This window comes from Nocardia sp. NPDC059236, from assembly GCF_042754085.1.
In the GTDB taxonomy this organism is placed as follows: Bacteria; Actinomycetota; Actinomycetes; order Mycobacteriales; family Mycobacteriaceae; genus Nocardia.
In genome coordinates, this window is record NZ_JBHZAF010000002.1 from 700,987 (window position 1) to 727,172 (window position 26,186).

17 protein-coding genes are annotated in these 26,186 nt (G+C 68.4%); 11 read left to right on the forward strand and 6 right to left on the reverse strand.

Annotation, left to right across the window (positions count from 1 at the left end; genetic code table 11):
* Position 1 precedes the first annotated feature (1 nt).
* On the forward strand, positions 2–595 hold the full coding sequence (locus tag ACFXIV_RS08385) for a dTDP-4-dehydrorhamnose 3,5-epimerase family protein (RefSeq protein ID WP_379393134.1): 594 nt from the start codon (positions 2–4) through the stop codon (positions 593–595).
* Positions 596–782: 187 nt separating this feature from the next.
* Here the strand turns inward: ACFXIV_RS08385 and ACFXIV_RS08390 are convergent, their stop codons facing one another.
* Complete coding sequence (locus ACFXIV_RS08390; protein ID WP_379421225.1) at positions 783–2,291, reverse strand: MFS transporter; 1,509 nt, start codon at positions 2,289–2,291, stop codon at positions 783–785.
* Between the two features lie 44 nt (positions 2,292–2,335).
* Between ACFXIV_RS08390 and ACFXIV_RS08395 the strand changes: the two genes are divergently transcribed.
* Entirely contained in the window at positions 2,336–2,749 is a 414-nt protein-coding gene (locus ACFXIV_RS08395) for a MarR family transcriptional regulator (protein ID WP_379393130.1), read from the forward strand.
* Here the strand turns inward: ACFXIV_RS08395 and ACFXIV_RS08400 are convergent.
* Positions 2,746–3,618 carry a helix-turn-helix domain-containing protein gene (locus ACFXIV_RS08400; RefSeq protein WP_379393128.1) on the reverse strand — a complete coding sequence of 291 codons (873 nt, stop codon included), beginning with the start codon at positions 3,616–3,618 and terminating at the stop codon, positions 2,746–2,748. The genes ACFXIV_RS08395 and ACFXIV_RS08400 overlap by 4 nt on opposite strands.
* Positions 3,619–3,747: 129 nt before the next feature.
* Positions 3,748–4,335, reverse strand: a complete 588-nt coding sequence (locus tag ACFXIV_RS08405) for a DUF4282 domain-containing protein (protein ID WP_354838582.1) — start codon at positions 4,333–4,335, stop codon at positions 3,748–3,750.
* 350 nt (positions 4,336–4,685) lie between these two features.
* Here ACFXIV_RS08405 and ACFXIV_RS08410 point away from each other — a divergent pair, with 350 nt between their 5' ends.
* The 3 genes from ACFXIV_RS08410 (at position 4,686) to ACFXIV_RS08420 (ending at position 8,627) form a co-directional block, all read left to right on the forward strand.
* Positions 4,686–5,150 carry a hypothetical protein gene (locus ACFXIV_RS08410; protein WP_379393126.1) on the forward strand — a complete coding sequence of 155 codons (465 nt, stop codon included), beginning with the start codon at positions 4,686–4,688 and terminating at the stop codon, positions 5,148–5,150.
* A gap of 205 nt (positions 5,151–5,355) precedes the next feature.
* Entirely contained in the window at positions 5,356–7,569 is a 2,214-nt protein-coding gene (locus tag ACFXIV_RS08415; RefSeq protein WP_379393124.1) for a molybdopterin-dependent oxidoreductase, read from the forward strand.
* Positions 7,570–8,009: 440 nt separating this feature from the next.
* Complete coding sequence (locus ACFXIV_RS08420) at positions 8,010–8,627, forward strand: pyridoxamine 5'-phosphate oxidase family protein (RefSeq protein WP_364608660.1); 618 nt, start codon at positions 8,010–8,012, stop codon at positions 8,625–8,627.
* Positions 8,628–8,639: 12 nt separating this feature from the next.
* Here ACFXIV_RS08420 and ACFXIV_RS08425 read toward each other — a convergent pair whose 3' ends face one another.
* Entirely contained in the window at positions 8,640–9,095 is a 456-nt protein-coding gene (locus tag ACFXIV_RS08425; RefSeq protein WP_379393122.1) for a GtrA family protein, read from the reverse strand.
* 65 nt (positions 9,096–9,160) lie between these two features.
* Between ACFXIV_RS08425 and ACFXIV_RS08430 the strand changes: the two genes are divergently transcribed.
* From ACFXIV_RS08430 to ACFXIV_RS08445, 4 genes are all read left to right on the forward strand, one after another.
* Positions 9,161–10,666 (forward strand): FAD-binding protein, encoded by a 1,506-nt coding sequence (locus tag ACFXIV_RS08430; RefSeq protein WP_379393604.1) that lies wholly within the window; start codon positions 9,161–9,163, stop codon positions 10,664–10,666.
* A complete protein-coding gene (locus tag ACFXIV_RS08435) occupies positions 10,663–11,424 on the forward strand; it encodes a decaprenylphospho-beta-D-erythro-pentofuranosid-2-ulose 2-reductase (protein WP_354838564.1) in 762 nt (253 codons plus the stop codon). Before ACFXIV_RS08430 ends, ACFXIV_RS08435 begins: the two co-directional genes overlap by 4 nt.
* A 175-nt stretch (positions 11,425–11,599) precedes the next feature.
* Positions 11,600–13,534 carry a galactan 5-O-arabinofuranosyltransferase gene (locus ACFXIV_RS08440; protein WP_379393120.1) on the forward strand — a complete coding sequence of 645 codons (1,935 nt, stop codon included), beginning with the start codon at positions 11,600–11,602 and terminating at the stop codon, positions 13,532–13,534.
* 180 nt (positions 13,535–13,714) lie between these two features.
* Complete coding sequence (locus tag ACFXIV_RS08445) at positions 13,715–15,598, forward strand: DUF6541 family protein (RefSeq protein WP_379393118.1); 1,884 nt, start codon at positions 13,715–13,717, stop codon at positions 15,596–15,598.
* Here ACFXIV_RS08445 and ACFXIV_RS08450 read toward each other — a convergent pair whose 3' ends face one another.
* Both ACFXIV_RS08450 and ACFXIV_RS08455 read right to left on the reverse strand, forming a co-directional pair.
* Positions 15,599–17,269 (reverse strand): protein kinase, encoded by a 1,671-nt coding sequence (locus ACFXIV_RS08450; protein ID WP_379393117.1) that lies wholly within the window; start codon positions 17,267–17,269, stop codon positions 15,599–15,601.
* Between the two features lie 14 nt (positions 17,270–17,283).
* Complete coding sequence (locus ACFXIV_RS08455; RefSeq protein WP_379393116.1) at positions 17,284–19,161, reverse strand: serine/threonine-protein kinase; 1,878 nt, start codon at positions 19,159–19,161, stop codon at positions 17,284–17,286.
* A gap of 143 nt (positions 19,162–19,304) precedes the next feature.
* Here ACFXIV_RS08455 and ACFXIV_RS08460 point away from each other — a divergent pair, with 143 nt between their 5' ends.
* Entirely contained in the window at positions 19,305–22,571 is a 3,267-nt protein-coding gene (locus tag ACFXIV_RS08460) for an arabinosyltransferase domain-containing protein (RefSeq protein WP_379393602.1), read from the forward strand.
* Positions 22,572–22,697: 126 nt separating this feature from the next.
* Positions 22,698–26,057 (forward strand): arabinosyltransferase domain-containing protein, encoded by a 3,360-nt coding sequence (locus tag ACFXIV_RS08465; RefSeq protein ID WP_379393115.1) that lies wholly within the window; start codon positions 22,698–22,700, stop codon positions 26,055–26,057.
* The last annotated feature ends 129 nt before the right edge of the window (positions 26,058–26,186 follow it).

Consider the following 26,186-nt stretch of genomic DNA (forward strand, 5'->3'; position numbering starts at 1 on the left):
CATGCGGATTCGGGAACTGTCGGTGCCGGGCGCGTGGGAGTTCACGCCCCGGCCGCACGGAGACGAGCGCGGCGTCTTCTACGAGTCGTTCAAGGCCTCGGAATTCGAGAAGGCGGTGGGGCGGCCCTTCGACCTGCTGCAGGTCAATATCTCCACCTCCGCGGCGGGTGTGCTGCGCGGCATCCACTACACCGAGAATCCGCCCGGGCAGGCCAAATACGTGACCTGTGTGCGCGGGGCTTTCCTGGACGTGGTGGTGGACCTGCGCCGCGACTCCCCCACCTTCGGCCGCTGGGACGCGGTCGTCATCGACGATGTGGAGCGCAAGTCGGTGTTCCTGGCCGAGGGCCTGGGGCACGCGCTGCTGTCGCTGGAGGACGACTCCACCGTCAACTACCTGTGCTCGCTGGAGTACTCCCCCGAATTCGACCGGGACCTGGACGCTTTCGACCCGGACCTGGCCATCGAGTGGCCGGCCGTCGGCCGTAACGGCGAACCGCTCACCTTCGTCCGCTCGGACAAGGACGCCGCGGCCCCGCGACTCGCGGATCTGAAGCTGCTGTCCCGCCTCCCCGGAACTTCAGCGGACGGCTGAGAGCCGTCACCCGTCCCACACCCGTGCCGGCGGTCGGGTGCCGACCCGACTCCGGACGTCCCCGACGCGTTACCCGGATCCTTACGAAATCAGTTGTTACGTCACCGGGGCGCACCGCGTAATGCGGTGCGCCCCGGTGATTTTCGAAGGCGACGCCCGTGTGAGCTGCGAGCGGCACCCTCTCGTATCAACCAACCAGTTCGACCTCCAGGTCACGGGCCTCCTGGCGGCGGGCCCGCAGCCTCGGGAGGAAGACCGTGAGGGCGACCAGGGCGCCGACGATGGAGACGCCGGCGGCGAATTCCAGGCCGGGACGGTAGGTGTCGAGCATGGCCGCGGGGGTCGGGTTGCTCGGCACGCTCGAGGTGACGATGGCGGTGGTCACCGCGAGCACGATGGCCGCGCCGACCTGCATGGCGGTCTGCAGCACACCGGCCGCCAGGCCCTGCTCGTCATCGTCGATGCCGCTGGTGGCCTGGATATTGATGGCCGGGAACCCGACCCAGCCGATGCCGACCAGCAGCACCGCGGGCAGCAGCACGGTCAGGTAGGACGGTGCGGTGTCGATGCGCAGGTACAGCAGGTAGCCGACGGCCATGATCACCATGGTGATCGCGATGATCGGGCCGGTGCCGAAGCGGTCGACCAGCTTGTCGGAGACGAAGGCCGAGGCGACCACCAGCAGGCCGACCGGCAGCAGCGCCATCGAGAGCTTCAGCGGCGACCAGCCCAGGGCGTCCTGCAGGTACAGCGTGGTGATGAACTGCCAGCTGAAGTACGAACCGGCGACCGCGATGATGGCCAGGCTGGCCCGGACCAGGGTGGGCTTGCGCAGGATGCCGAGGCGCACCAGCGGGTAACGCACCTTGCTCTCGGCGTAGACGAACGCCGCACCCAGCACGGCCACCGCGACGAACGATCCGATGGTGCGGGCCGAGCCCCAGCCCGCCTGCGGCGCGGAGACCACGGTGTAGACGAGCAGCAGCATGGTGGCGGTGGACAGCAGCGCGCCGATCAGGTCGTGTCCGCCCTCCTCGGCGGGCTTGTCCTTGGGGACGAGGAAATACGCGGAGGCCAGGGCGGCGAGGGCCACCGGAACCGGGAGCAGGAAGGTCCAGCGCCAGCCGAGACCGGTCATCAGGCCGCCGAACAGCAGGCCCATGGAGTAGCCACCGGCGCCGAAGACTGTGTAGATGGACAGCGCCTTGTTACGGGCCGGTCCCTCGTGGAAATTCGTGGTGATGATGGACAGACCGGTCGGCGCGGTGAACGCGGCGGCCAGGCCCTTCACGAAGCGGGTCAGGATGAGCAGCGCCGGCGAGCTCACCAGAGCGCCTGCGAGCGAGGCCAATGCGAAGACGGCCAGGGCGATCAGGAAGACCTTGCGGCGGCCCAGCAGGTCGGCGGTGCGGCCGCCCAGCAGCAGCAGGCCGCCGTAGCCCAGCACGTAACCGCTGACCAGCCACTGCAGGGTGGAGGTCTGAATGTCGAGTTCGGTGCCGATCGACGGCAGCGCGACGCCGATCATCGACACGTCGAGGCCGTCCAGGAACAGCACGATGCACAGGGTGATGAGCATGCCCCAGAGCCGGGCGGTCCACTGCGTGGTGTCGGCCGCGGTGCTCACTGCGGGGCGGGTCTCGGTGGAAGTCACGAGAAGCGACAGTACATGCGTGTGCATCAAATGCACAAGCATTTAATGCGATTGCATGCTTTCGATGGACAGACTAGGATGACCGCATGCCGAAGCCGACAGCGCCCGTCGACCGGCCCGTCATCACGCCGGTGGAGGCGTCAGGGCTGGTGGGTGAGTGGCGCGATCTGCTGGCCCGGCACGCGACGACCTCGTGCGCTCTGGAAAAGGAACTGCAAGGCCGCCACCACATCGGGCTCAGCGAATTCGAAACCCTGGACCGCCTCGTCGAATCCGGCAGCGACAGCTGCAAGATGAGCGATCTGGCCAATGACATCTATCTCAGTCAGAGCGCGCTCTCCCGCACGGTGGCGAGACTCGAGCGCGACGGACTGGTCGACCGCACGCTGTGTACCGAGGATCGCCGCGCGATCTTCGTCTGCGTCACGGAAAAAGGGCGCGAACTGCATCGGCAGGCCGCGCCCACGCACCGCGAGGTGCTGGCCCAGAATCTGGGCTAGACCGCCGCGCGCAACGTCTCGATGACCGGAAGCGCGTCCACCGCAATGGAACTCACCGCCGCGAAGGCTTCGCGGTAGCGCTCGACCTCGTGCTCCTTGTCCAGATACGAGGAGCCGGTGAGGGCTTCCACGTACACCACCGGCGGCTCGGTGGGTTCGCCCGCGGCGGTCGGGAACTCGAGCAGCACGAAGCGGCCCGCGTCCATGCCGTGGTGATAGCCGCACTCGGCGGGCAGCAGCCGCAGCCGGACATTGGGCAGTTCGGTGAGTTTGCGCAGCCGGTCCAACTGGCCGCGGGTCACGTCGTCGCCGCCGATGCGATGCCAGAGCACCGCCTCGGCGATCACCACATCCAGTTGCAGCGGCGATTCCGCGCGGGTGAGCAGCGACTGGCGCGCGGTGCGCACCCGGACCCGGCGGTCCAGCTGTTCGGCGGAGATGCCCGGGTAGGCTCCGGCCAGCACCGCCCGGTAGTACTGCTCGGTCTGCAAAAGCCCTGGTACCAGCTCGTTCTCATAGCTGGTGAGCCGGCTCGCCGCCTCCTCGAGCCCGATGTAGACCTCGTAGCCCTCGTCGATCACGTCACTGAACTCGGTCCACCAGCCGCGGGCCTTGGTCTCCCGGGCCAGCGTGGTGAGCGGTTCGATGGCGTCCTCCGGAGCACCGTAGATGCGGCACATGGCCTCGACATCCAGACTGCGCAAAGACGTCTGTCCGGTTTCGATTCGCCAGATCTTGGCCTCGGACCATTCCAAGCGCTGCGCGGCCACCCGGGTCGTCATGCGCGCGCGATTGCGCAGGTCGCGCAGGTGCCGGCCGAGCTGGCGGCGCGGCACGGTCGATCCGGTAATCCCCTGCGGTAGAGCCATTCGTCCCCCTAAACCAGTGTTGCGATCGCATTGTTGCACAGGAAAACTCAGCGATCCATGGACGCGGGACGCGGCCAGGGGCGCAGATTTAGCACCGCCCCGTGGCCAGGATAGCGGCCGCCGACCGGCCTACTTCCGGGACGAGCGCCGGCGGAAGCGCCAGAACTGAACTGCCTGAACATCTTTGGACAGCTGATTGACCGGTTCGGCCACATCCGAGAGGGCCTGGAACAGATCGTCGGCCATATCGGAGATGTGGGCGACCCGGGCCGCCAGCCGGGAGGCATTGAGCACGAACTCCAGCAGCAGGCGCACCACCGCGGCGATCACCAGGCCCAGCGGGACCGCGAACACCACCGCGAACACGATGCCCAGCCAGGCCGAGATTCGCCACAGCCCTATGGTTCCCACGATCGGGATGGCGACGGCGCTCGCCAGGCCGAGCAGATACGCCAGGGGCAGCAGCGTGCGGGTGGCGGCGCGCTGGAACTGCAGGTCCAGCAGGGCGCGGGCGGCGTCCACGCTCCAGGAGCCGAAAGCCCCTGGGCTGGCGAAGGGTTCGACCGGCTCCTCGGCCTCCTCGTCCGCGGCCAGCCGCCGGGACATGCGCCGGGTGGCGGACTCCTTGAAGGCGGCCCAGCGCCCCTCGGTGATGATCTCGTCGAACTCGTCGTATTCCTCGAGTTCGGCCGTGTTCCCGCCCGATTGATCGGTCATGCCGACGATCTCCTCTCCCGCAGACCTTTTCGGCCGACTCAGTGTCTCCGGTAACGCCGGGGTGCCGCAGGACGAGCCAGTGTGGTGTAGAACACGTCACGCTCACGGGCGGGCGCTGGGCGCCGGATCCGACGACAGCCACCTCGAGGGTGTTGCCGCAGGCAGCGCCGCTACCTCGAGGTCGTGTCGCAGCTGGGCCATGGTCACCATCGGGTCGGAGCAAACCGGACGAATGCCCCTGCGGGACACAACCGGACCCGAGTTGAAAAAGAAGGTGTAACACCACGAACCCCCCGCTCCGATACGAGGCACAGAGCAGGAATCAGAACTACCGGGGAATGGAGAAACCAGTGCGTACGACGTTTTCGTCAGCCGTTGCGGAATCCGCGCAGGACTACATCCAGCGCGGCTGGACGGTCGCCGAAACCGCCAATGGCGTGTGCCTGGTCACCGACGAGAACATCGCGGGCATCGAGGTCACCGGCGACACCGCCGCCTTCGTGCGCCGCTACCTGCGGGCCAATGACCTGACCGGCCCGGTCATCGAGATCCCGGGCGCCGAGCGCCGCGAGATCCACCTCGTCACCGGCCTGCGCAAGGCCGAACGCGCCATCGAGGCCCTGCGCGAGTCCGGCGTGGTCGTCTACGCCGACGGCGCGGGCATCCCGTTGCCGCCGACCAAGCTGTCCGCCGGTGCGGCCTGCTGGGGCGTCGCCCCGCACGAGGCCCGCTGGATCCCGCCGGTGGTCGCCATCGCCGCCGGTGTCCGTGCCGCCGCCAAGGGAGCGCCGCAGGCGGCCCGTATCGCCTCCTGACGCCACCGGCTCTCACAACTACACGAAACCCGCGAGTGCACCCCGGCGCTCGCGGGTTTTGCCGTATCCGTATACGAACGTTGCAAATTAAGCGATAACGGACATAATCCGAGGCTCCGGCATTGGCGGCCGCCGGGAGCCCGCGTCCGGCATTCCCGGCGGCCAGAGGTGTTCCGCCCGGTACGTTTCCGGGCGATCATGAGGTATGACCCACGTCACGGACAGCCCCCGGACATTGCTGCGCACCTGCCCGCTCTGTGAAGCGGTGTGCGGCCTCGAGCTCACCCTGGACAGCACCGATCACATCGTCTCGGTGCGCGGTGACCACGCCGATCCCTTCAGCCGGGGCTTCATCTGCCCCAAGGGCGCCACCCTCGGACATCTCGACGCCGATCCGGATCGGCTGACCGCGCCCATGATTCGCGACCGCGCCACCGACACCTGGCGGGAGGCGAGCTGGGACGAGGCCTTCGGAGTGATCCGGGAACGCCTGCCGCAGGTGACGGCCGCGCACGGCAATCAGGCGGTGGGGCTGTACCTGGGCAATCCCAATGCCCACACCGTGGCCGGGGCGCTGTACGTGCCGCTGCTGATCCGGGCGCTGGGCACCCGGAACCTGTTCTCCGCCAGCACCGCCGACCAGATGCCCAAGCAGGTGTCGAGCGGGCTCATGTTCGGTGATCCGCTCACCGTGGCGGTGCCGGACCTGGACCGCACCGACTATCTGCTGATGCTGGGCGCGAATCCGCTGGAGTCCAATGGATCGCTGTGCACCGCACCGGACTTCCCGGGCCGGTTGAAGGCGCTGCGGCAGCGCGGCGGGCGGCTGGTGGTGGTGGATCCGCGGCGCACGCGCACCGCCAAGCTGGCCGACGAGCACGTGTTCGTGCGGCCGGGCAGTGACGCCTACCTGCTGTTCGGGATCGTCCACACATTGTTCGCGGAGGGTCTGACCGACGTCCGGGTCGAGGTGAACGGGCTGGACGAGGTGCGGGCCGCGGCAGCCGAATTCACGCCGGAGCTGGTGTCCGGGCGCACCGGGGTGCCCGCCGAGACCATCGTGCGGATCGCGCGCGAGCTGGCCGCCGCGCCGACGGCCGCCGTCTACGCCCGGATCGGCACCTGCACGGCGGAATTCGGCACGCTGACACAGTGGCTGGTGGATGTCGTCAATGTGCTCACCGGCAACTTCGACTCGCCCGGCGGGGCCATGTTCGCGACGAGGGCGGCGCTGGGCATCGTGCGGTCGCGGCCGTTCCGCCTCGCGCGCTGGGCCAGCCGGGTGCGCGAATTGCCCGAGGCCATGGGTGAACTGCCGGTGGCCACGCTGGCGGACGAGATCCGCACGCCCGGAGACGGGCAGATCCGGGCCATGGTGACGGTGGCGGGCAATCCGGTGCTGTCCGCGCCCAGCGGCGCGCGCCTCGACACCGCCTTCGCCGGACTGGAATTCATGGTGAGTGTGGACCGCTACCTCAACGAGACCACCCGGCACGCGGACGTCATCCTGCCGCCCCCGCGCATCCTGCAGTCGCCGCACTATGATTTCGCGCTGCTCAATTTCGCGGTCCACAACTACGCCCGCTACTCGCGGCCGCTGGTGCCGCTCGGCGCGAACGAGCTGTCCGAGGCCGAGGTGCTGGCCCGGCTGGCCCTGGCCGTCTCGGGCCAGGACGCCCAGCCCGGGCTGGATCCGCTGGGTGCGGTCGACGAGATCGTCATCGCCGGGACCCTGCACAAGGCCGGCCTGGCCGAGCGCCGCGGCGAACTGCTCGGCACCGACACCACCGAGCAGCGGCTGGACCTGATGCTGCGCCTGGGTCCCTTCGGCGAATGGTCCACCACGCCGGACGACGAGAACGAATGGCGCGGCAAGCTGAATCTGCAAGTGCTGCTGGACAATCCGCACGGCATCGACCTGGGTCCGCTGGAGCCCCGGCTGCCGGGTGTGCTGCGGACGGCCTCTCGCCGGGTCGAGCTGGCGCCCGCCGAACTGCTGGCCGACCTGGACCGGCTGCGGGCCCGGCTGGGGGTCGAGCGGCCGGAGATGGTGCTGGTGGGGCGGCGGCAGCTGCGATCCAACAACAGCTGGCTGCACAATGTGCCGCCACTGGTGGGCGGGTCGAATCGCTGCACGCTGCACATTCATCCCGAGGACGCGGCGCGGCTGGGGTTGAACGGACAGGCCGTGGTGAAATCGGCGGCGGGCACGCTGACCGTGGACGTGGAGCCGACCGAGGACATCATGCCCGGCGTGGTCAGCCTGCCGCACGGCTGGGGACACGGGGACAGCACGCAGACCGTCGCGCGTGAGCACGCCGGGGTGAATGCCAATGTGCTGACCGATGATTCACTGGTGGACGCCCCGTCCGGGAACGCCGTGTTCAATGGCGTGCCGGTGACGCTCACCCGGGTGTGAGGCGGAGCCGGACCACACCGTGCGTTGCGACCGGAGCCGGTGTGCCCTGAAAGACCCCTCGGTATTTATATTTCGAGCACCGAAGATCGGCGCCACCTAGGGGGATGACGGCCGCACCACACCCCGGAAGCTCTGCGAAATGGACAAATCAGGAATGCGAAATCCCCTCGCCCCCTGGGGATCTCGCATTCCTGCGGTCCGGAACGACGAGCAGCATCCCCGCAGCTAAGGGCCGAAGGTCCCTTGTGGGCCCTTTCATCCGGGAGGATCCTCCCCCGGGAAGGTTTGTCCGGCAACAGTCGAGGAAGCCCCACCAGGGCAGATACGCCGGTTCACGCATTTGCCACACGAAAATAGTTAAACCGTATAGGATTTCGGATGGCCGAAGTTCGTGGCCGAGCCTCTTCCATCCGGTATTCAGCTACCAAAGGGGGCGCACGATGCCCGGTATCAGAAACGGCAGCGACGGCGAACGGGAACTGCAGGAGCGATACGGTACCGAGGAACGGGCACAACGCTTCTACTCCGATCAGGTGCGAGATCGGCTCAATACCCACATGATCGATTTCATCCGGCGCATGGACATGGCCTTCATCGCCACCTCCGACAAGCACGGTGAATGCGATGCCAGCTTCCGCGCCGGCAAAGCGGGCTTCCTGCACGTGATCGACGAGCGCACCGTCGCCTATCCCGAATACCGCGGCAACGGCGTCATGGCCAGCCTCGGCAATATTCTCGAGAACCCCCACGTCGGCATTCTCATGATCGATTTCGTGCACGACCTGATCGGCCTGCACCTCAATGGCACCGCGCGCATCGTGGACGACGCGCTCATGCGCCGCTGCGTCCCCGACCTGCCGGCCGATACCCGGGGCCGCATTCCGGAGCGCTGGGTGGTGGTGGATGTGGAGGAGGCCTACATCCACTGCCGCAAGCACATTCCGCACCTGGTCCCGGCCCAGCGCGAGCAGCGCCAGTGGGGTACCGACAATGTGCGCGCCAAGGGCGGCGACTACTTCCGGGCGAAGGAAGAGACCAACGCCCTGGTCGAGTCTTGACCTCAGCGCTGCCTAGTTGATCTTGAAGATCACCGCGCGCTGGACAATGAAGTTGATCACGGTGGCGGTGCCCTGCGCGACGCAGAAGGCGAGCCAGATCCGCCACCACGCATCGGGCAGCGCGTAATAGCAGAGCTGGTTGATGCCGACCTGCAGCGCGAAGGTCACCGCGTACAGCAGCACCACCGCGATGAAGCGCTTGCGGCTCGGCTCGGCCTGGAAGGTCCAGCGCCGGTTGATCAGGTAGGCCGTGGTCGTGCCCGCGATGAAGCTGATCGACTTGGCCACCGGCAGCGGCAGTCCGACCAGCTTGAACAGCAGCGTGTACAGGCCGAAGTCGACGATGGCGGACAGGCCACCGGTGACCGCGAATCGGATGATCTGCGTCTTGAGATCAACCTCCGTACCACCCGGTTCATCGACGAGGGGCAGCTCGGGCGGCAGGGGCAGATGGGGTTCCGCGGTCACAACGCAGAAGAGTAATGCCCGGGACAAAGGACACAAGCCTCGAGACGGTTATGCCTGTAGCCTCTATGCCGATGTCCACGAAAGCTCAGACCACCACCGCGGCCGCCCCCGAGCCCAGCTCGGCAGGCGAGGGCCCCGTCGTAGGCAAAGACACAGCGGGCACGGCGTCACCGGGTTCGTTCGACCTGCCGACGCAGACCCGGCGCCTGACCGGGTGGGGTCGCACCGCAGCCACCACGTCGGAAGTGCTCTCCACCGATGACCCGGAGCTGATCGCCAAGGCGGTCGCCATGGTCGCGGAGGACAACGACTCCAAGCCCGCGCACCTGCGTCGCGGCGTCATCGCCCGCGGCCTCGGCCGTTCGTACGGTGATCACGCCCAGAACGCGGGTGGCCTGGTCGTCGACATGACCGCACTCAACCGCATCCACCGCATCGACCGGGACTCCCGGCTGGTGGACGTGGACGCGGGCGTCAGCCTCGACCAGCTGATGAAGGCGGCGCTGCCGTTCGGCCTCTGGGTTCCGGTGCTGCCGGGCACCCGGCAGGTGACCGTGGGCGGGGCCATCGGCTCGGACATCCACGGCAAGAACCACCACAGCGCGGGCAGCTTCGGCAATCACGTGCGGTCCATCGATCTGCTCACCGCCGACGGCAAGGTGCAGACCATCGGGCCGAAGAAGAACGCCAAGCTGTTCTGGGCCACTGTCGGCGGCAATGGCCTGACCGGCATCGTGCTGCGTGCCACCATCGAGATGACGCCGACCGAGACGGCCTATTTCATCTCCGACGGCATCAAGACCGTCGACTTGGACGAGACGATCGCGGTCCACAAGGACGGGTCCGAGGCCAACTACACCTACTCCTCCACCTGGTTCGATGTGATCTCCGGGCCGCCGAAACTGGGACGCGCCAATGTGTCTCGCGGACGGCTGGCGAAGCTCGATGAGCTGCCGAAGAAGCTGCGCAAGAATCCGCTGAAGTTCGATGCGCCGAATCTGCTGACGGTGCCGGATATCTTCCCGAGTTTCGCGGTGAACAAGTTCACGCTGGGCATGGTCGGCGAGGCGTATTACGCGCTCGGCGGCAACTACACCGGCAAGCTGATGAACTTGACGCAGTTCTACCACATGCTGGATGTGATCTCGGAGTGGAATCGGGCCTACGGCTCGAAGGGATTCCTGCAGTACCAGTTCGTGGTGCCGCCCGAGGCCCTCGACGAATTCACCAAGATCATCATCGATATCCAGGCGTCCGGCCATCATTCCGCGCTCAATGTGCTGAAGTTCTTCGGCCCCGGGAACCAGGCTCCGCTCAGCTTTCCGATGGAGGGCTGGAACACCTGCTTCGACTTCCCGATTCGACCGGGCCTCAATGAACTGGTGCGTGAACTCGACCGCCGCGTCCTCGAGTTCGGTGGCCGTATCTACACTGCCAAGGATTCACGGACCGACGCGGAGACCTTCCACAAGATGTACCCGCGGATCGACGAGTGGATCAAGATCCGCCGAAGTGTGGATCCCACAGGCGTTTTCATGTCCGATATGGCGAGAAGGCTGGAGCTTCAGTGATCAATGCGGTAGGGAACCCGCAATCCATTCTGCTGCTGGGCGGCACCTCGGAGATCGGCTTGGCGATCTGCGCCGAGTACCTGAAGAAGGGTCCCGCGCGCATCATCCTGGCCGCCCTGCCCGGTGACCCGCTGCGCGAGGACGCCGTGTCGCAGATGAAGGCCGCCGGCGCCTCCGAAGTGCAGGTCATCGACTTCGACGCGCTCGACACCGACAGCCACCCGGCCGTGATCGACGCGGCGTGGGCGGACGGTGACGTCGACGTGGCCATCGTCGCGTTCGGCATCGACGGTGACGGCGAGATCTTCTGGCAGGACCAGCGCAAGGCCGTCATGATGGCCGAGATCAACTACACGGCGGCGGTTTCCGTCGGCGTGCTGCTCGGCGAGAAGATGAAGGCGCAGGGCTTCGGCCGCATCCTGGCCATGTCCTCGGTCGCCGGTGAGCGCGTGCGCCGGTTCAACTTCGTCTACGGCTCCACCAAGGCCGGCCTGGACGGCTTCTACCTGGGTCTCGGCGAGGCGGTCGCGAAGTTCGGTCCGCGGGTCACGGTCATCCGCCCCGGCATGGTGCGCACCCGGCTCTCCGCGCACGCCAAGGAGAACGGGCTCACCGTGAACAAGGAGGACGTCGCCCTCCTCGCGGTCGCCGCCTCCGAGAAGGGCAAGGAAATCGTCTGGGCCCCGGGCGTTTTCCGCTACGTCATGATGATCCTGCGCCACGTGCCGCGCCCGATCTTCCGCCGCCTCCCCATCTAGGCGACACGTTCTCGCACCGATACGCATGCCGCGTCCGGCACCCGGGCGCGGCATGCGCCGTTCCGGCCCGAAGACCCCGGACATCGGTGGTTGGGCCCGGCGGTCGGGTTCGCGTGCACCGCACTGGCTAGGCTGGCGCGCGGTCCATGGACACGAATGCGGAGGCAGGGTTCGGATGAGCGAGCGGGCGAGCGGACGGATGGGGGTGCTGGCGCGGCAGGCCGGTGGGGCTGTCGGCGAGGCGGTGCTCGCCGCGGTGGTGGCGGGCGTGGTGGCTGCGGTCGGGCTCGAGGCGTTCGCGACCGTGCACTGGCCGGCCTTCAACTCCTCCAATGTGACTCGCGCGCTCACCACCGTGGGGCAGGTGGTCGCCCTGGCCGTGCTGGTGGTCGCAGTGGTACTGCTGCGGTTGCACAGGTGGCTCCGGCTGGCGAAAGTGCTGTCCTGGGCCGGGCTTTCGGCCTTCGTGACCGTGACGCTGGGCATGCCGCTGGCCGCGACGAAGCTGTACCTGTTCGGGATGTCCGTGGACCAGGAGTTCCGGACGCAGTATCTGACGCGGCTGACCGACAGCGCGGCACTGCACGACATGAACTACATCGACCTGCCGCCGTTCTACCCCGCGGGCTGGTTCTGGATCGGGGGCCGGTTCGCCAGTCTGACCGGGATGGCCGGGTGGGAGGCGTTCAAGCCCTTCGCGATCATCGGCCTGGCAGTGGCGGCGGTTGTCGCTCTTGTGCTGTGGTCCAACCTGATCCGGGCGGACTGGGCGGTGGCTGTCGCCGCCGCGACCACCGCGGTGACCCTCGCCTACGGCTCTCCCGAGGCGTACAGCGCGGTGCTCACCTTGCTGCTCGGACCCGCGCTGGTGCTGGCCTGGGGTGCGCTGCACCGGCCCGCCGAGGTCGGCGGCGATGCGGCGGAACCGACCGCGGGCGGGTGGGGAGCGGTGCTGGGTACCGGCCTGTTCCTCGGGCTCGCCGCCAGCTTCTACAGCCTGTACTTCGGTGTCGCGGTATTCGCGGTGTGCCTCATGGCGGTGATCGCCGCGGGACTCTCGATCCGGGCACGGCACACCTGGCGGGCGATCATGCCGATCCTGGTACGGCTCATCGGAATCGGCGCGGTTGCGGGCCTGCTGGCGCTCACCGTGTGGACGCCGTTCCTGCTGAAGTTCCTGTCCGGCAAAGCATCTCTCGGCTCGGGCTCCGCCTTCCACTACCTGCCCGAGACGGGCTCACGGCTGCCGCTGCCGATGACCGAATTCAATCTGCTCGGCGTCTTCTGTCTGGCCGGGACCATCTGGCTGGTGCTGCGGGCGGCGAGTTCGCGTCGTGCACAGGCGCTCGGCATCGGCGTCGTCGCCATCTATCTGTGGTGTCTGCTGTCCATGGCCGCCACTGCGGCCGGGACCACGCTGCTGTCGTTCCGGCTCGAATCCCCGCTCCTGGCACTGCTGTCGGCCGCCGGCGTGTTCGCCTTCGCCGAGGGCGCGCGGGCGATCTACCAGGCGCTGAACGAGCCCGGGCGGTTCCGGATCGCCGCGGCGGCGGTCGCGGTGGCCGGTGCGATCGGGTTCAGCCAGGGCATTCCGACGGTGCTGGCGGCGGAGATCACCACCGCCTACACCGATACCGACGGCAATGGTTTCCGCGCCGACACGCGGCCGCCGTCGGCGGTGTCGAACTACCGCGAGGTCGACGCGACACTGCTGGAGCAGACCGGCCGGCCGCGTGACGCCAGCGTGGTGCTCACCGCGGACACCAGCTTCCTGGCCATCTACCCGTACTACGGATTCCAGGCTCTCACTTCGCATTACGCGAACCCGCTGGCCGACTTCGCGGCGCGCACCGCCGAAATCCAGCGCTGGAGCACGCTGAAGACGCCGCAGGAGCTGACCGACGCGCTGAACCAGTGCCGCTGGCGTGCGCCGGATGCCTTCCTGTTCCGGCGTTCGGGCGACGACTACACGCTGCGGCTCTCGCAGGACGTGTACCCGAACGACCCGAATGTGAAGCGGTTCACAGTGTCCTTCCCCAAAGCGCTGTTCGACGACGCGCACTATCGGATCACCAATATCGGTCCGTTCACCCTGGTTGTGCGTGTCTGAACACCTGTGCGAGACCAGGATCACTTATCCACAGAAACCCTCCGGTTTCTGTGGATAAACACCGGTTTCTGTGGATAACTGCATGACTTGCCGGTGCAATCTCAGTCGAACGCGGTAGCGTGGGCCGCTGATTGCAAGGCACCCAAGAGTTTGCGTTGCAAGGCACCGAGGAGTTTGCGCGTGACACAGGGGTGGGCATCCAGCCCGGGGGACGACGGCGGTTCGGCGGTAGCGGTTCTCGACCACGCCGCCCCGGAAACGGCTCGCCCCAAGCTTTCTCGGCCACAGCGCGTCGCCCGCCGCATCCGGCTGGCCCGCGCCGATCTGATCGTCGCCGCGGCCTATCTGTCGCTGGCGGTGCTGGTGCTGTCGGGTCAGTGGCTGCACACCGATCGCGGCTACCTGATCAAGAGCGGCCAGGATCAGACCATGTGGGAGTGGTTCTTCGCGGTCACCGCCCACAATGTCGCGCATCTGGAGAACCCGCTGGGCTCCCTGCTGCAGAACTATCCCGACGGCGTGAACATGATGGCCAATACCGCCATGTTCGGCGTCGGCGTGCCGCTCACCCCGGTCACCCTGATGTTCGGGCCGACCGTCACCTTCGTGCTGGTGCTCACCGTGGGCCTGTTCGGGACCGCGTTCGCCTGGTACTGGCTGTTCTCGCGGGAACTGGTGGCGTCGAAATTCGCGGCGGCCGTGGGCGGTCTGTTCTGCGGCTTCGCCCCGGCCATGATCTCGCACGCCAACGCACACCCGAATTTCGTGGTGCTGGCGCTGCTTCCGCTGATCGTGCTGCAGCTGATCCGGATGGCCCGGCGCGCGGAGCTCACCCGCGAGGTACGCAAGGCGCGGCGCAATCGCGACGCCGTCATGCTGGGCCTGCTGGTCGCCCTCCAGATCGCCCTGGGCGAGGAGCCGCTGCTCATCTTCGCGCTGTCCTTCGGCGTCTTCGCACTCGTCTACCACCTGCACACCCCGCGCACCGGGTGGCGCGCGCTGCGCGCCATCACCCCGACGGTGCTGCTGGCCGCGCTGATCACGGTGGCGCTCACCGAGATTCCGCTGTGGTGGCAGTTCTTCGGACCGCAGTCCTACCGGTCCATCGAGCACGGGCCGATGAACAACGATCTCGAGGCGCTGTTCCAGTTCCCGTCCGAGTCGCTGGGCCGGATGTTCTCGCACGGGCAGAACGTGGCCATCAATCCGACCGAGGAGAATTCGTACTTCGGCTGGCCGCTGTGGATCGTGGTCACGGTGGCCGTGGCGCTCATGTGGCGGGAGCGGGCGGTGCGCGCGGCCGCCGCGGTGATCGTGGCGTTCACCGTGCTGTCGCTGGGCGCGACCCTGATGATCGGCCATCACAACACCGGCATCACCCTGCCGTGGAAGCGGCTCGAGGATGTGCCGCTGCTGAATTCGGTGCTGGAGTCGCGCTTCACCATGGCCGCGATTCCGGCCATCGCCCTGATCCTGGCGCTGGCCACCCAGCGCGCCCTGGACTACTGGAAGGTCTCGGCGACCGACTGGCGGCCGCTGGCGCTGTTCGGCGCGCTGGCCTTCGCCCTGCTGCCGCTCACCCCGACCATCCTGCCCGCGGTGCAGCGCCCGCCCACCCCGGACTTCTTCGCGGACGGCACGGTGCGCCAATACGTTTCGCACGGTTCGGTGGTGGTCGCGCCGCCGCCGACCCCGCCGGACGCCCGCGCGCTGCACTGGCAGGCCGACTCCGGCTTCGAATTCCCGCTCGCGGGAGGCTATTTCGTCGGCCCGACCGGCACCTCGAAGAAGGGCCGCTACGGCCCGGACGACCGGCCCACCGCGAGCCTGCTGATGAAGGCGCAGCGGTCCAACACGATTCCGGTGGTGAACGACGCCGCCCGGGCGCAGGCGCTGGCCGATCTGCGCTACTGGCGGGCCGACGTGGTGGTGCTGCCGCCCACCGACAACAGCGACACATTGCGCCTGACCGTCGACCAGCTGATCGGCTTCCCCGCCCGATACGTCGACGGCGTCTGGCTCTGGGACGTGCGCGACCTGGTGGGTGCGAGCGCTCCGGCGTAGTCAGCCGACGCGGGTGTAGGTGACGTAGCCGCTGGTCGAGAGCGCGCGCGTGATCCTGCCATTGCTCAGCAGCAATTCGTGGGTGCTCTGCGGGTTGCAGCCGGAGCCGCCGGAGACGAGGGTGCCGGCGCCGACCGTGATGTCGCCGGTGCCGGGAACGCCCAGCAGGCGATAGTCGAAGACGCAGATCGGCCGATTGTCGCGCAGCACCGTGGAGGTCACCACATCGTCGTTCAGGTTGCCCTGCCGGATGACCAGGCGGTAGTCGTCGGCATTGGCGTCGCTGGTGCCCGCCCATTGACCGATGAAGTCGCCCGGCACCCGGCCCGCGAGAGTCGAGGGCGGCACGGCGGCGACCGGGGTCTGCCCGCCGGTGGGCACCGCGGTCGCCACGGTCGGCACCGACGCGGACACCGGTGCGCCACTTGTTCTTCCGTGGCTCTCCAGATCCACCGTCACCAGGATCGCGCCACCCGCGATCACGGTCGCGGCCAGCACCGCCAGCAGCCCGGTGAGCACGCCGCGGCCCACCCCGGACCCGGTCCGCGCCGGTTCCGGGACCCGATGCCGGTGTGGCGCGGCGTCTTCGAACGATCCGGTGCTCGCACCGTAGGCCACGCCGTACGCGGGTGCGCCGGGCTCGGTGTAGTAGCGCCCGGGACCGAGCACGGTCGGATCGGTGCGGGGCGAACGCAGCAGGGCCGGATCGGTGTGCGGGGAACGCAGCACCGTCGGATCCGTGCGGGGCGAACGCAGCGCGGCCGGATCGGTGACGAAGCCGATCGGCGGCGTGGTCAGCACGGTCGGCGGCGCGGTCAGCACGGTAGGTGTGGTCGCCACTCGCCACGCCGCCCAGGCGGCCTCGGCGAAATCCATACAGCTGGGGAACCTTTCGTCCGGATGCTTGGCCAGCGCACGGTCGAAGACGGCGTCGAAGCCCGCCGACAGATCGGGGCGTACCTGCGTGACGTGCAGGGGCGGCGTGCTGGTGTGCGCGTAGATCAGCCCCGCCAGATCGGTGGCCAGGAACGGCCGGGATCCGGTGAGCAGCACGAAAAGCGTGCAGGCCAGCGAGTATTGATCGGTGCGCGGATCCAGGAAGCGGCCCGACACCTGCTCCGGCGAGGCGAAGGCGAAGGTCGCGGAGATATCCCCGGTCTTGGTGACGTGGGTGGTCTCGTCACGCAGCCGGGCAATGCCGAAATCGGTCAGCAGGGCCCGTTCCGGACGGCCGTCCTCGGCCGGGGAGAGCATGATGTTCGACGGCTTCACATCCCGGTGCAGCACGCCCTTGCCGTGCGCGTAGTCCAGCGCGGAGGCGATGCCGCCGCCGACGCGCAGCGCCCGCTCGGGGGCCAGGCCCGAAAGACTGTCCGCATCAGGGCCTTCCACGAACTGCATGGCGATCCACAGGCGTCCGTCGTCGAGGCCGCGGTCGTACACCGACACGATGTTCGGATGGTCGAAGCGGGCGGTGATGTCGGCCTCCCGCTCGAAACGCCGCCAGCCCTCGGCGTCGGCGGTCACCTCGTCCCGGTTGAAGACCTTGAGGGCGGCCAGGCGCGGTAGCCGGGGATGCCGCGCGGCATAGACGGTGCCCGAACCCCCGGCCCCGATCCAGCGTTCGATGACGTATCCGGCGATCTCCTCGCCCGGCTTCAGATCGGCCATGGTCGCGCACCTACCTACTTCAGGGGAGCCCTTTCGAGCCAGTCGGTCAGGAGGCTGTTCACCGTGTGCCCGGGCCAGCGCAGCACCATGACGAAGCGCGATCTCGGATCACCGTCGGGAAAGGAGACGGCGGCGAGCGCGCGATGGGCGTCGGTGTCCTGGGTGGCGGCCGGATCCACGCCGGCAGCCGTGGTGACGGTCAATGCACCCGCCACGTCCTCGTGGGTGCGGGTGGTGACGTGGGCGTTGTTGCCGAAGAAGATCGCGGCGACGGAACTGCCCGGCCGGGTGTCGAAGTCGAAGACGTCGAAGTGCACCTGGCCGGTGCCGTCGTCGCCATTGCACAGCACGCGATGCGCGCCCTGGGCCGCCTCGCCCGGACCCGGATCCCGGGGCCGGCAGGATCCGCCCTGCCAGCCCACCGCGGTGCCGGTGGAGGCGAGCTGCCCGACCAGGCTGGGGAAGGCGCGGGCGATGGCGGCGTCGTCGCGCCCCCAGGACGAGACCAGCGTATCCGCACTGCTGTACGTGATCAGCCCGCTCACATCGGTTTTGCGGCTGATCCGCCCGTCGGGCAGCAGGGTGAGGGTGGTGGGACCGTTGGCGCGGCAGGCATTGGCCGGCTCCCGGACCACGATCTCGGAGGTGCCGATGATGAGGCGGTCGCCCTCGTGCGGCACCCGGTCCAGTGGCGCGGAGAATTCACAATGGAACGGTGCACCGTCGGGCAGCACGCCGTCGACGCGATTGGACAGCACCGGATCGCCGATCTTGGCCTGCTGCACGGTCAGCCGGTAGTTGGTCTGCCCCTCGGTGGCCAGCCAGGTGCCCACGAACGTGTCCGGCACCAGGCCCGGCCCGGATCGGGCCGGTGGCGAATCGCCCTGGTGCAGTGCGAAACCCACGCCCGCGGCCGTCACCGCGGCCACCGCCACCGGGACCAGGAGGCGCCGGTGTAAGACGCGCTGCCACAGCGGTTTCCGGCCCCAGCTCCGGAGGTGCCGGGGCGGCGGATGCGGCAGCAGACCGGCCGCGGCGGTCACCGCCAGGGCCGGATCGGAGTAGTACGCCTGGGTGGCGGCGTAGGCGAAATCCGCGCAGCTGTCGAAGCGGTCCTCCGGATCCTTGGCCAGGGCCCGGTCGAAGACCTCGTCCAGGGCCGCCGGCAGCTCGGGATTCACCTCGCTCGGGCGCAGCGGCCGCTCCCGGGTGTGGGCGTGCACCCAGCCCAGCGGATTGTCGGCACGGAAGGGCCGGCGGTCGGTGAGCAGCACGAAAAGTGTGCAGGCCAGCGAGTATTGGTCCGAGCGCGGGCCCACCGGCAGACCGCTCACCTGCTCCGGTGATGCGAAAGCGAAAGTGGCGGAGATATTTCCGGTATGGGTGTGTTTGGTGGTCTCGTCGCGCAGCCGGGCGATGCCGAAGTCGGTGAGCAGGGCGCGCTCGGGGCGGCCGCTGTCGGGATCGGCGATGAGGATGTTGGAGGGCTTCACATCCCGGTGCAGGACACCCTTGCCGTGCGCGTAATCCAGTGCGGCAGCGATCTCGGCACCGATGCGCAGGCCCCGATCCGGCGAAACATGGTGCAGTTCAGCCGCATCCACACCGTCGATGTACTGCATGGAGATCCAGAACTGGTTCTCGGCGACGCCGCGGTCGTAGACCTGCACGATATTGGGGTGGTCGAAGTGGGCCGCGATATCGGCCTCGCGCTCGAAACGCCGCCAGACCTCGTCGTCCTCGGCGACATCGTCCCGCTTCAAGATCTTGAGGGCCGTCAGCCGGGGTAACCGCGGATGCCGCGCCGCGTAGACGACGCCCGAACCCCCGGCCCCGATTCGCCGCGCGATCACATACCCGGCGATGATTTCGCCAGGTCGCAGCTCGGTCATGCTTCCTCTTCGTCTTCCGGCCCGGCCCCACGCCCAGTTCGGATAACAACCATCCTGACGGACATCCGCCGATTCGGCTACAGGTCAGCCCGTTCGAGGCGGCCGGAACGCCGGGAGATGTGCAGCCGCCGCGCGCGCGATGGATAGAGTCGGTGCTCGTGCACGCAGACTCCCGAGCGTTCCACCGCACCCGCATCCTCGCCCTGGTGTCCGGGTTACTCGGATTCCTGCTGGCGGTGATCACGCCGATCCTGCCGGTGAACCAGGACCGGCCGACACTGCATTGGCCGCAAGGGGATACGGCCGACGTCGCGGCGCCGCTGGTGTCGTACGTGCCGTTGAGCCTGGACGTGAGCCTGCCGTGCCAGGTGCTGCGGGAACTGCCGACCGGCACGCTGTTCTCGACCGTGCCCGCGGCCTCGGGGCAGGCCGAGTCGAAGGGCCTGGTCGTCAAGGTCACCGACGAGCCCGGCAAGGGACGCACGGTATCGGTGCTGGTGCGGCTGATTCCGCTGCTCAGTGCGCCGGCGGCGGAGATCCAGGACTGCACGGCGATCACCGTGCACTCGGACGCCGCCGAGACCCGGGTCGAATTCGCCGGGGTGCACCGCCAGGACGGCACGCCCTTCGCCGGCCGGGTCGGCGGGGACACCCGGCCGCAGGTGGTGGGCCTGTTCACCGATCTGAAGCGGGATCAGCTCGGGAGCGCCTCCGCCACCGTGGATATCGACGCGCGCTTCACCTCCAGCCCGACCTGGCTCAAGCGCATCGCGACGCTCGGGGCGGTGCTGTTCACCCTGCTCGCCCTCTACGCGCTGCACCTGCTGGACACCTCCGACGGCCGTAAGCCGCGCCGATTCCTGCCCGCGCACTGGTGGCGGGTGCGGCTCGCCGACGTCGCGGTGCTGGGCACGCTGGTGGTGTGGCACATCATCGGCGCCAATACCTCCGATGACGGCTACATCCTGAATATGGCTCGGGCCTCGAAGGTTTCGGGCTACATGGCCAACTACTACCGCTGGTTCGGGGTGGCCGAGGCGCCCTTCGGCTGGCCGTACGAGGTGCTGGCCTGGATGACCCAGATCAGCGATTCCAGCCCGTGGATGCGCCTGCCCGCACTGCTGGCCGGCATCGTGTGCTGGCTGGTCATCAGCCGGGAAGTGCTGCCGCGCCTGGGTTCACGGGTGCGACGCGACACCATCGCCATCTGGACCGCGGGACTGGTGTTCCTGGCCGCCTGGATGCCCTACGACAACGGCCTGCGCCCGGAGCCGCTCATCGCCGCGGGCGCGCTGCTGACCTGGTGCTCCATCGAAAGGGCCGTTGCCACCGGGCGTTTGCTGCCCGCCGCCGTGGGCGTGCTGATCGCGGCCTTCTCGCTGGCCGCCGGGCCGACCGGGCTCATCTGCATCGCGGCGCTCATCGCGGGCGCGCGGCCGGTGCTCATGGTCGTCATCAAGCGCGCCAAGGGCCGGGGATCGTGGCTGGTGCGTTACGGCGCGCTGCTGGCGCCCGGCGTGGCCGCCGGAACCCTGGTGCTGGTGGTGGTTTTCGGCGATCAGACCCTCGCCTCGGTCATGGAGGCGACCCGGGTACGCAAACTCATCGGCCCCAATGTGGCCTGGTTCGACGAGCGCACCCGCTGGGACGCGCTGCTCATGCTCTCCCCCGACGGCTCGCTGGCCCGCCGCTTCGGCATCCTGGCCATGCTGCTGTGCCTGGGCGTATGCGTGATGGTGATGCTGCGCAAGAACGGCCGCATCCCCGGGACCTCGCGCGGGCCGTCGGCGCGGATCCTGGGCATCATCTTCATGTCGCTGTTCCTGATGATGTTCACGCCCACCAAGTGGACCCACCACTTCGGCGTGTATGCCGGACTGGCCGGCTCGGTGGCAGCGCTGGCCGCGGTCGCGGTGGGGCTCAACGGTATTCGCTCGCCGCGCAACCGGACGCTGTTCACCGCCGCGGTGTTCTTCCTGCTGGCCATGACCTTCACCGGGCCCAACGGCTGGTGGTACGTGTCCAGCTACGGCGTGCCATGGTTCGACAAGGCGCCGCTCATCGCCGGCAAGGGCTTCTCCACGCTGTTCCTGGGCCTGGCGGTGCTGTGCCTGCTCATCGCCGCATACCAGCACTTCCGCGAGCCGTACACGCAGCCGAAACCGGCGCGCGGCTTCGACAAGTTCGCCAGCATGCCGCTCACCATCGCGGCGGCCGTGCTGGTGCTGTTCGAGGTGCTGTCGCTGGCCAAGGCGGCCGTCGGCCAGTACCCGGCCTACTCCATCGCGGAGTCGAATCTGCGTTCGCTGCAGGGTGATTCGTGCGCACTGGCCAACGAGGTGCTGGTGGAGACCGATACCGCCGATTCGCTGCTGCACCCGTGGACCGGATCCGACGCCGACGGCCTGTCCGCCGAGAGCACCGGATTCACGCCCAACGGCGTCGCCTCCGACCTCACCGCGGACGCGGAGGAGACGGTCACCGGCGGGGCCAACTCGGTGAACGAGAAGTCCGGCAACAAGACGTCCAAGACCACCGGCGCGGGCACCGGCGGCGGCAAGAGCGAAGAGACCGGCATCAACGGCAGCTCCGTCGCCCTGCCCTTCGGCCTGGACCCGGCCAAGACCCCGGTCGAGGGCAGTTACTCCGATGGCGAGCAGCAGGTTTCGAAGCTCACCACCCAGTGGTACAACGCGGAGAAGCTGAGCACTCTCCGCAATTATCCCGCCTACAAGGTGCTGGTCGTGACGGCCGCGGGGCGCATCCGGTCCTTCAACAAGGACGGTGTGGAGACCTACGGGCAGGACCTGTTCGTCGAGTACGGCACCCGCGACGCCCAGGGCGCTGTCACGAACACCGGGCGAATCCGGCCGATCGATATCGGCCCCAGCCCGTCCTGGCGCAACCTGCGCGTCCCGCTGGACCAGATTCCCGCGGGCGCCAATGCGATTCGCCTGGTGCTCAATGACGCCGACATCACCCCGCGCCAGTGGCTGGCCGTCACCCCGCCCCGGCTGCCCCGGCTGCAGACCCTGAATTCCCTTGTCGGCGACAGCGCTCCGGTGCTGGAGGACTGGCACGTCGGCCTCGCCTTCCCGTGCCAGCGCCCCTTCGATCACCACGACGGCGTGGCCGAGGTGCCCGAATGGCGCATTCTGCCGGACCGCGTCGGCCAGGACGCCTCCAATGCCTGGCAGGACGACATCGGCGGCGGCCCGCTGGGCTGGACGGGATTGCTGCTCAAGTCCGAGACCCGGCCGTCGTACCTGAATCACGACTGGAGCCGGGACTGGGGCTCGCTCGAGAAGTTCACCCCCTATGTCCCGGATGCGAACTTCGAGCCGACCCTGGACGTCACCGTCCGGTCCCGCTCCGGCCTGGCCAAGGATTCGCCCATCAAGGTCAAGTAGCAACCACCGGAAATGCCCGATCGAAGCACTGCTTCGGGCGGGCATTTCCGATGATCTCGAGTATGCGTGCGGCACTGCCGCAGTGAACAGCGCCACTCTCAGCGGGGACAGATACCATCAGCAACCGTGCCAGACGCCTCCGCTGTACTGACAAAGCCGAATCCCCCGGCGACCGCCCCCGCGACGCCGCGCGACTATCGCTTCGCGAAGCTCATAGCGATCGTCGCGGGCATGCTCGGGGCGCTGTTCGCGCTGGCGACGCCGTTCCTGCCGGTACAGCAGACCCAGGCCGAGGTGAGCTGGCCACAGGGCGGCTCGCTCGATCCGGTGCAGGCGGCACTGATGTCGCAGGTGCCCATAGACGCGAACGCCACCATCCCGTGTTCCGCGGTCCAGCAACTGGATCCGCGCGGCGGCATCCTGCTGGCAACGGCGCCGCCGCAGGGCAAGGGCGCGGACCTGGAGGCCCTGTTCGTCCGCGTCTCCGGCGAGAGCGTGGACGTGCTGGACCGGAATGCCGTGGTGGCCAGCGCCACCCGCGCCGAGATGAGCCAGTGCTCGCAGCTGGTCATCACCTCCGACAGCACCCAGACCTACGCCAGTTTCGAGGGCGTCACCCGCACCGTCGAGAAGCCCACCGCGGACGGCGGACGGGAACTGGTCACCGTGCCCGTGGACGGCCGCCTGCTCGGCGATCTGCGCCCCCAGGTGGTGGGCGTGTTCACCGATATGAAAGGCGGCGTGCCGGCGGGCCTTTCGTTCCACATGACCGTGGACTCCCGGTTCTCCTCCTCGCCGACGGTCATCAAGCTGGTGGCCATCATCGCCGCGGTCCTGCTCACCCTGCTGGCCATGGGCGCGCTGGCGGTGCTGGACACCAGTGACGGCCGCGGGCACCGGCGCATCCTGCCGGCGCACTGGCTGAAGCCGACCTGGGCGGACGGCGGCATCATCGGCACCCTGCTGCTGTGGCACTTCGTGGGCGCCAACACCTCCGACGACGGCTACATCCTGACCATGGTGCGGGCGGCCCCGCACGCGGGCTACCTGGCCAACTACTTCCGCTGGTTCGGCGTGCCCGAGGCGCCGTTCGGCTGGTACTACTACGTCATCCAGGCCTTCGCCGAGGTCTCCACCGCCAGCCCGTGGGTGCGGATTCCCGCGCTGCTCTGCGGAATCCTGTGCTGGCTGGTCATCAGCCGCGAGGTGGTGCCGCGACTGGGCAATGCGGTGGCGAAGTCCCAGGTCGCGCTGTGGACCGGCGGTCTGGTGTTCCTGGCCTTCTGGCTGCCCTACGACAACGGCCTGCGCTCCGAGCCGATCGTGGCCCTGGGCGCGCTGCTGACCTGGGTCTCCATCGAGCGGGCCATCGCCACCTCACGCCTGCTGCCCGCCGCGGTCGCGGTGCTGGTGGCGGCGTTCACGCTGGCGGCGGCGCCGACCGGTCTGATGTGTGTGGCGGCGCTGCTCGCCGGCATCCGGCCGCTGATGCGGATCGTGGTGCGGCGGCGCAAGCAGTTCGGCGATCTGGCCCTGCTCGCCCCCATCGCGGCGGCCGGATTCCTGGTGCTGGTGGCAGTTTTCGCCGATCAGACCTTCGCCGGAATCATGGAGGCGAACCGGGTGCGGCAGGTGACCGGGCCGAATCTGGCCTGGTACGAGGACTACCTGCGCTACTACTACCTGTTCGTCGAGACCGTGGACGGCTCGCTGGCGCGACGCTTCGCCTTCCTGCTCATGATCCTGTGCCTGATCACCACCATGCTGGTGCTGCTGCGCCGGCGGCAGGTGCCGGGCATCGCGAGCGCGCCGACCTGGCGGCTCATGGGCGTGGTCTTCGGAACCATCTTCTTCATGATGTTCAACCCGACCAAGTGGACCCACCACTTCGGCTCGTACGCGGGCATCGCGGGTTCGCTGGCGGCGGTGACGGCGGTCGCCGTGTCCGCCACCGCACTTCGCTCCCGGAAGAACCGGTCGGTGTTCCTGGCCGGGCTGCTCTTCACCCTCGCCGTCGCCTTCTCCGGCATCAACGGCTACTGGTACGTCTCCAGCTACGGCGTGCCGTGGTTCGACAAGACCGTCTCCCTGCACGGCTTCCAGTCCAACACCCTGATGCTGGTGCTGTTCGGGCTGGCGCTGGCCGTGGTGGCCTGGCAGTCGCTGCGCGAGGGCTACGCCAAGCCGATGGCGAGCGGCAAGACCAAGCGCGGCCGGCGGATCCGCAAGTTCGCCGCCATCCCGCTCACCGTGGTCGCCGCGCTCATGGTGCTTTTCGAAGTGGTGTCGCTGCTCAAGGGCGCGGTGCAGCAGTACCCGGCGTACTCGCTGGCGCGCTCGAACATCGACGCGGTCACCGGCAACACCTGCGGGCTCGCCAATGACGTGCTGGTCGAGGGAAATGTCAACAGCGGCAACCTGACCCCCATCATCGATCCGGCCCACCCGCCGCAGAACGGCGACCCGCTGGCCGGTGAGAGCCCGGTCGGCTTCTCCCCCAACGGCGTCGCCGACAAGCTGGACGCCGACAGCGTCGAGGTGAAGCCGGGCACCGGCAACACCTCCACCCAGACCGTCGGCCCGGCCTTCGAGAAGGGCCAGAACGCGGGCACCGGCGGCGGCAAGGGCGCGCAGGGCGTGAACGGGTCCACCGTGGCCCTGCCCTTCGGCCTGGACCCGGCCACCACCCCGGTCATGGGCAGCTACCAGGACGGCGTGCAGCAGCCGGCCGAGCTCACCTCCAGCTGGTACCAGCTGCCGCCGCGCTCGGACGACTCACCGCTGATCGTGATCTCGGCGGCCGGACGCGTGATGTCGTTCGACGACACCGGCAATATGACCTACGGCCAGGACATCTTCCTGGAGTACGGCCACCACAACCCGGACGGCACCGTCACCTTCCTCGACAAGTACCGCCCGCTCGACGTCGGACCGGCCCCGTCCTGGCGCAACCTGCGCATCCCGCGCTCGGCGCTGCCCGACAATGCCGACGCGGTCCGCATCTACGCCCGCGACCCGATCCTGATCGGCGACCAGTGGCTGGCCTTCACCCCGCCTCGGGTGCCGAAGCTGGTGTCGCTCAACAGCTATCTGGGCTCCACCCAGCCCATCCTGCTGGACTGGGCCGTGGGTCTGCAGTTCCCGTGCCAGCACCAGTTCGACCACCGCAACGGTGTGGTGGACGCAGCGCCCAAGTACCGCATCCTGCCCGACCGTCCGCTGGCCATCAGCTCCACCAATACCTGGCAGGCCGAGGAATTCGGCGGTCCGCTGGGCTGGGCGGAGATGCTGTCGGCCTCCAAGACGGTGCCGACCTATCTGAAGGACAACTACGCCCGCGACTGGGGCTCCCTGGAGCAGTACGAGCCGTTCTATCCGGATCCGTCCGACCCGGCCAAGGCCAAGTTCCCCAAGCCCGCGCAGGTCGACACCCACGTGGTGACCCGCTCCGGGTTCTGGTCACCGGGGAAGATGCGCGTCTTCTGACCCGGGACACGTGATGATCGGTGGCCGCCCGCGACGTCGCGGGCGGCCACTGCTCTTTCGGGGCCGAACGGATTCCAGGTGGGGTTTGGTGACGGCCACGTGTGCCCCCCACGCGGAGACGGGCCGCCG

Bases quoted from the DNA above. Each gene is read 5' to 3' on its own strand.
- ACFXIV_RS08450 (WP_379393117.1), bottom strand. From the start codon at position 17,269: ATGGCCGATCTGAAGCCGGGCGAGGAGATCGCCGGATACGTCATCGAA.
- ACFXIV_RS08455 (WP_379393116.1), bottom strand. From the start codon at position 19,161: ATGACCGAGCTGCGACCTGGCGAAATCATCGCCGGGTATGTGATCGCG.
- ACFXIV_RS08400 (WP_379393128.1), bottom strand. From the start codon at position 3,618: ATGGCTCTACCGCAGGGGATTACCGGATCGACCGTGCCGCGCCGCCAG.
- ACFXIV_RS08385 (WP_379393134.1), top strand. From the start codon at position 2: ATGCGGATTCGGGAACTGTCGGTGCCGGGCGCGTGGGAGTTCACGCCC.
- ACFXIV_RS08415 (WP_379393124.1), top strand. From the start codon at position 5,356: ATGACCCACGTCACGGACAGCCCCCGGACATTGCTGCGCACCTGCCCG.
- ACFXIV_RS08440 (WP_379393120.1), top strand. From the start codon at position 11,600: ATGAGCGAGCGGGCGAGCGGACGGATGGGGGTGCTGGCGCGGCAGGCC.
- ACFXIV_RS08395 (WP_379393130.1), top strand. From the start codon at position 2,336: ATGCCGAAGCCGACAGCGCCCGTCGACCGGCCCGTCATCACGCCGGTG.
- ACFXIV_RS08430 (WP_379393604.1), top strand. From the start codon at position 9,161: ATGCCGATGTCCACGAAAGCTCAGACCACCACCGCGGCCGCCCCCGAG.
- ACFXIV_RS08405 (WP_354838582.1), bottom strand. From the start codon at position 4,335: ATGACCGATCAATCGGGCGGGAACACGGCCGAACTCGAGGAATACGAC.
- ACFXIV_RS08420 (WP_364608660.1), top strand. From the start codon at position 8,010: ATGCCCGGTATCAGAAACGGCAGCGACGGCGAACGGGAACTGCAGGAG.
- ACFXIV_RS08390 (WP_379421225.1), bottom strand. From the start codon at position 2,291: ATGCTTGTGCATTTGATGCACACGCATGTACTGTCGCTTCTCGTGACT.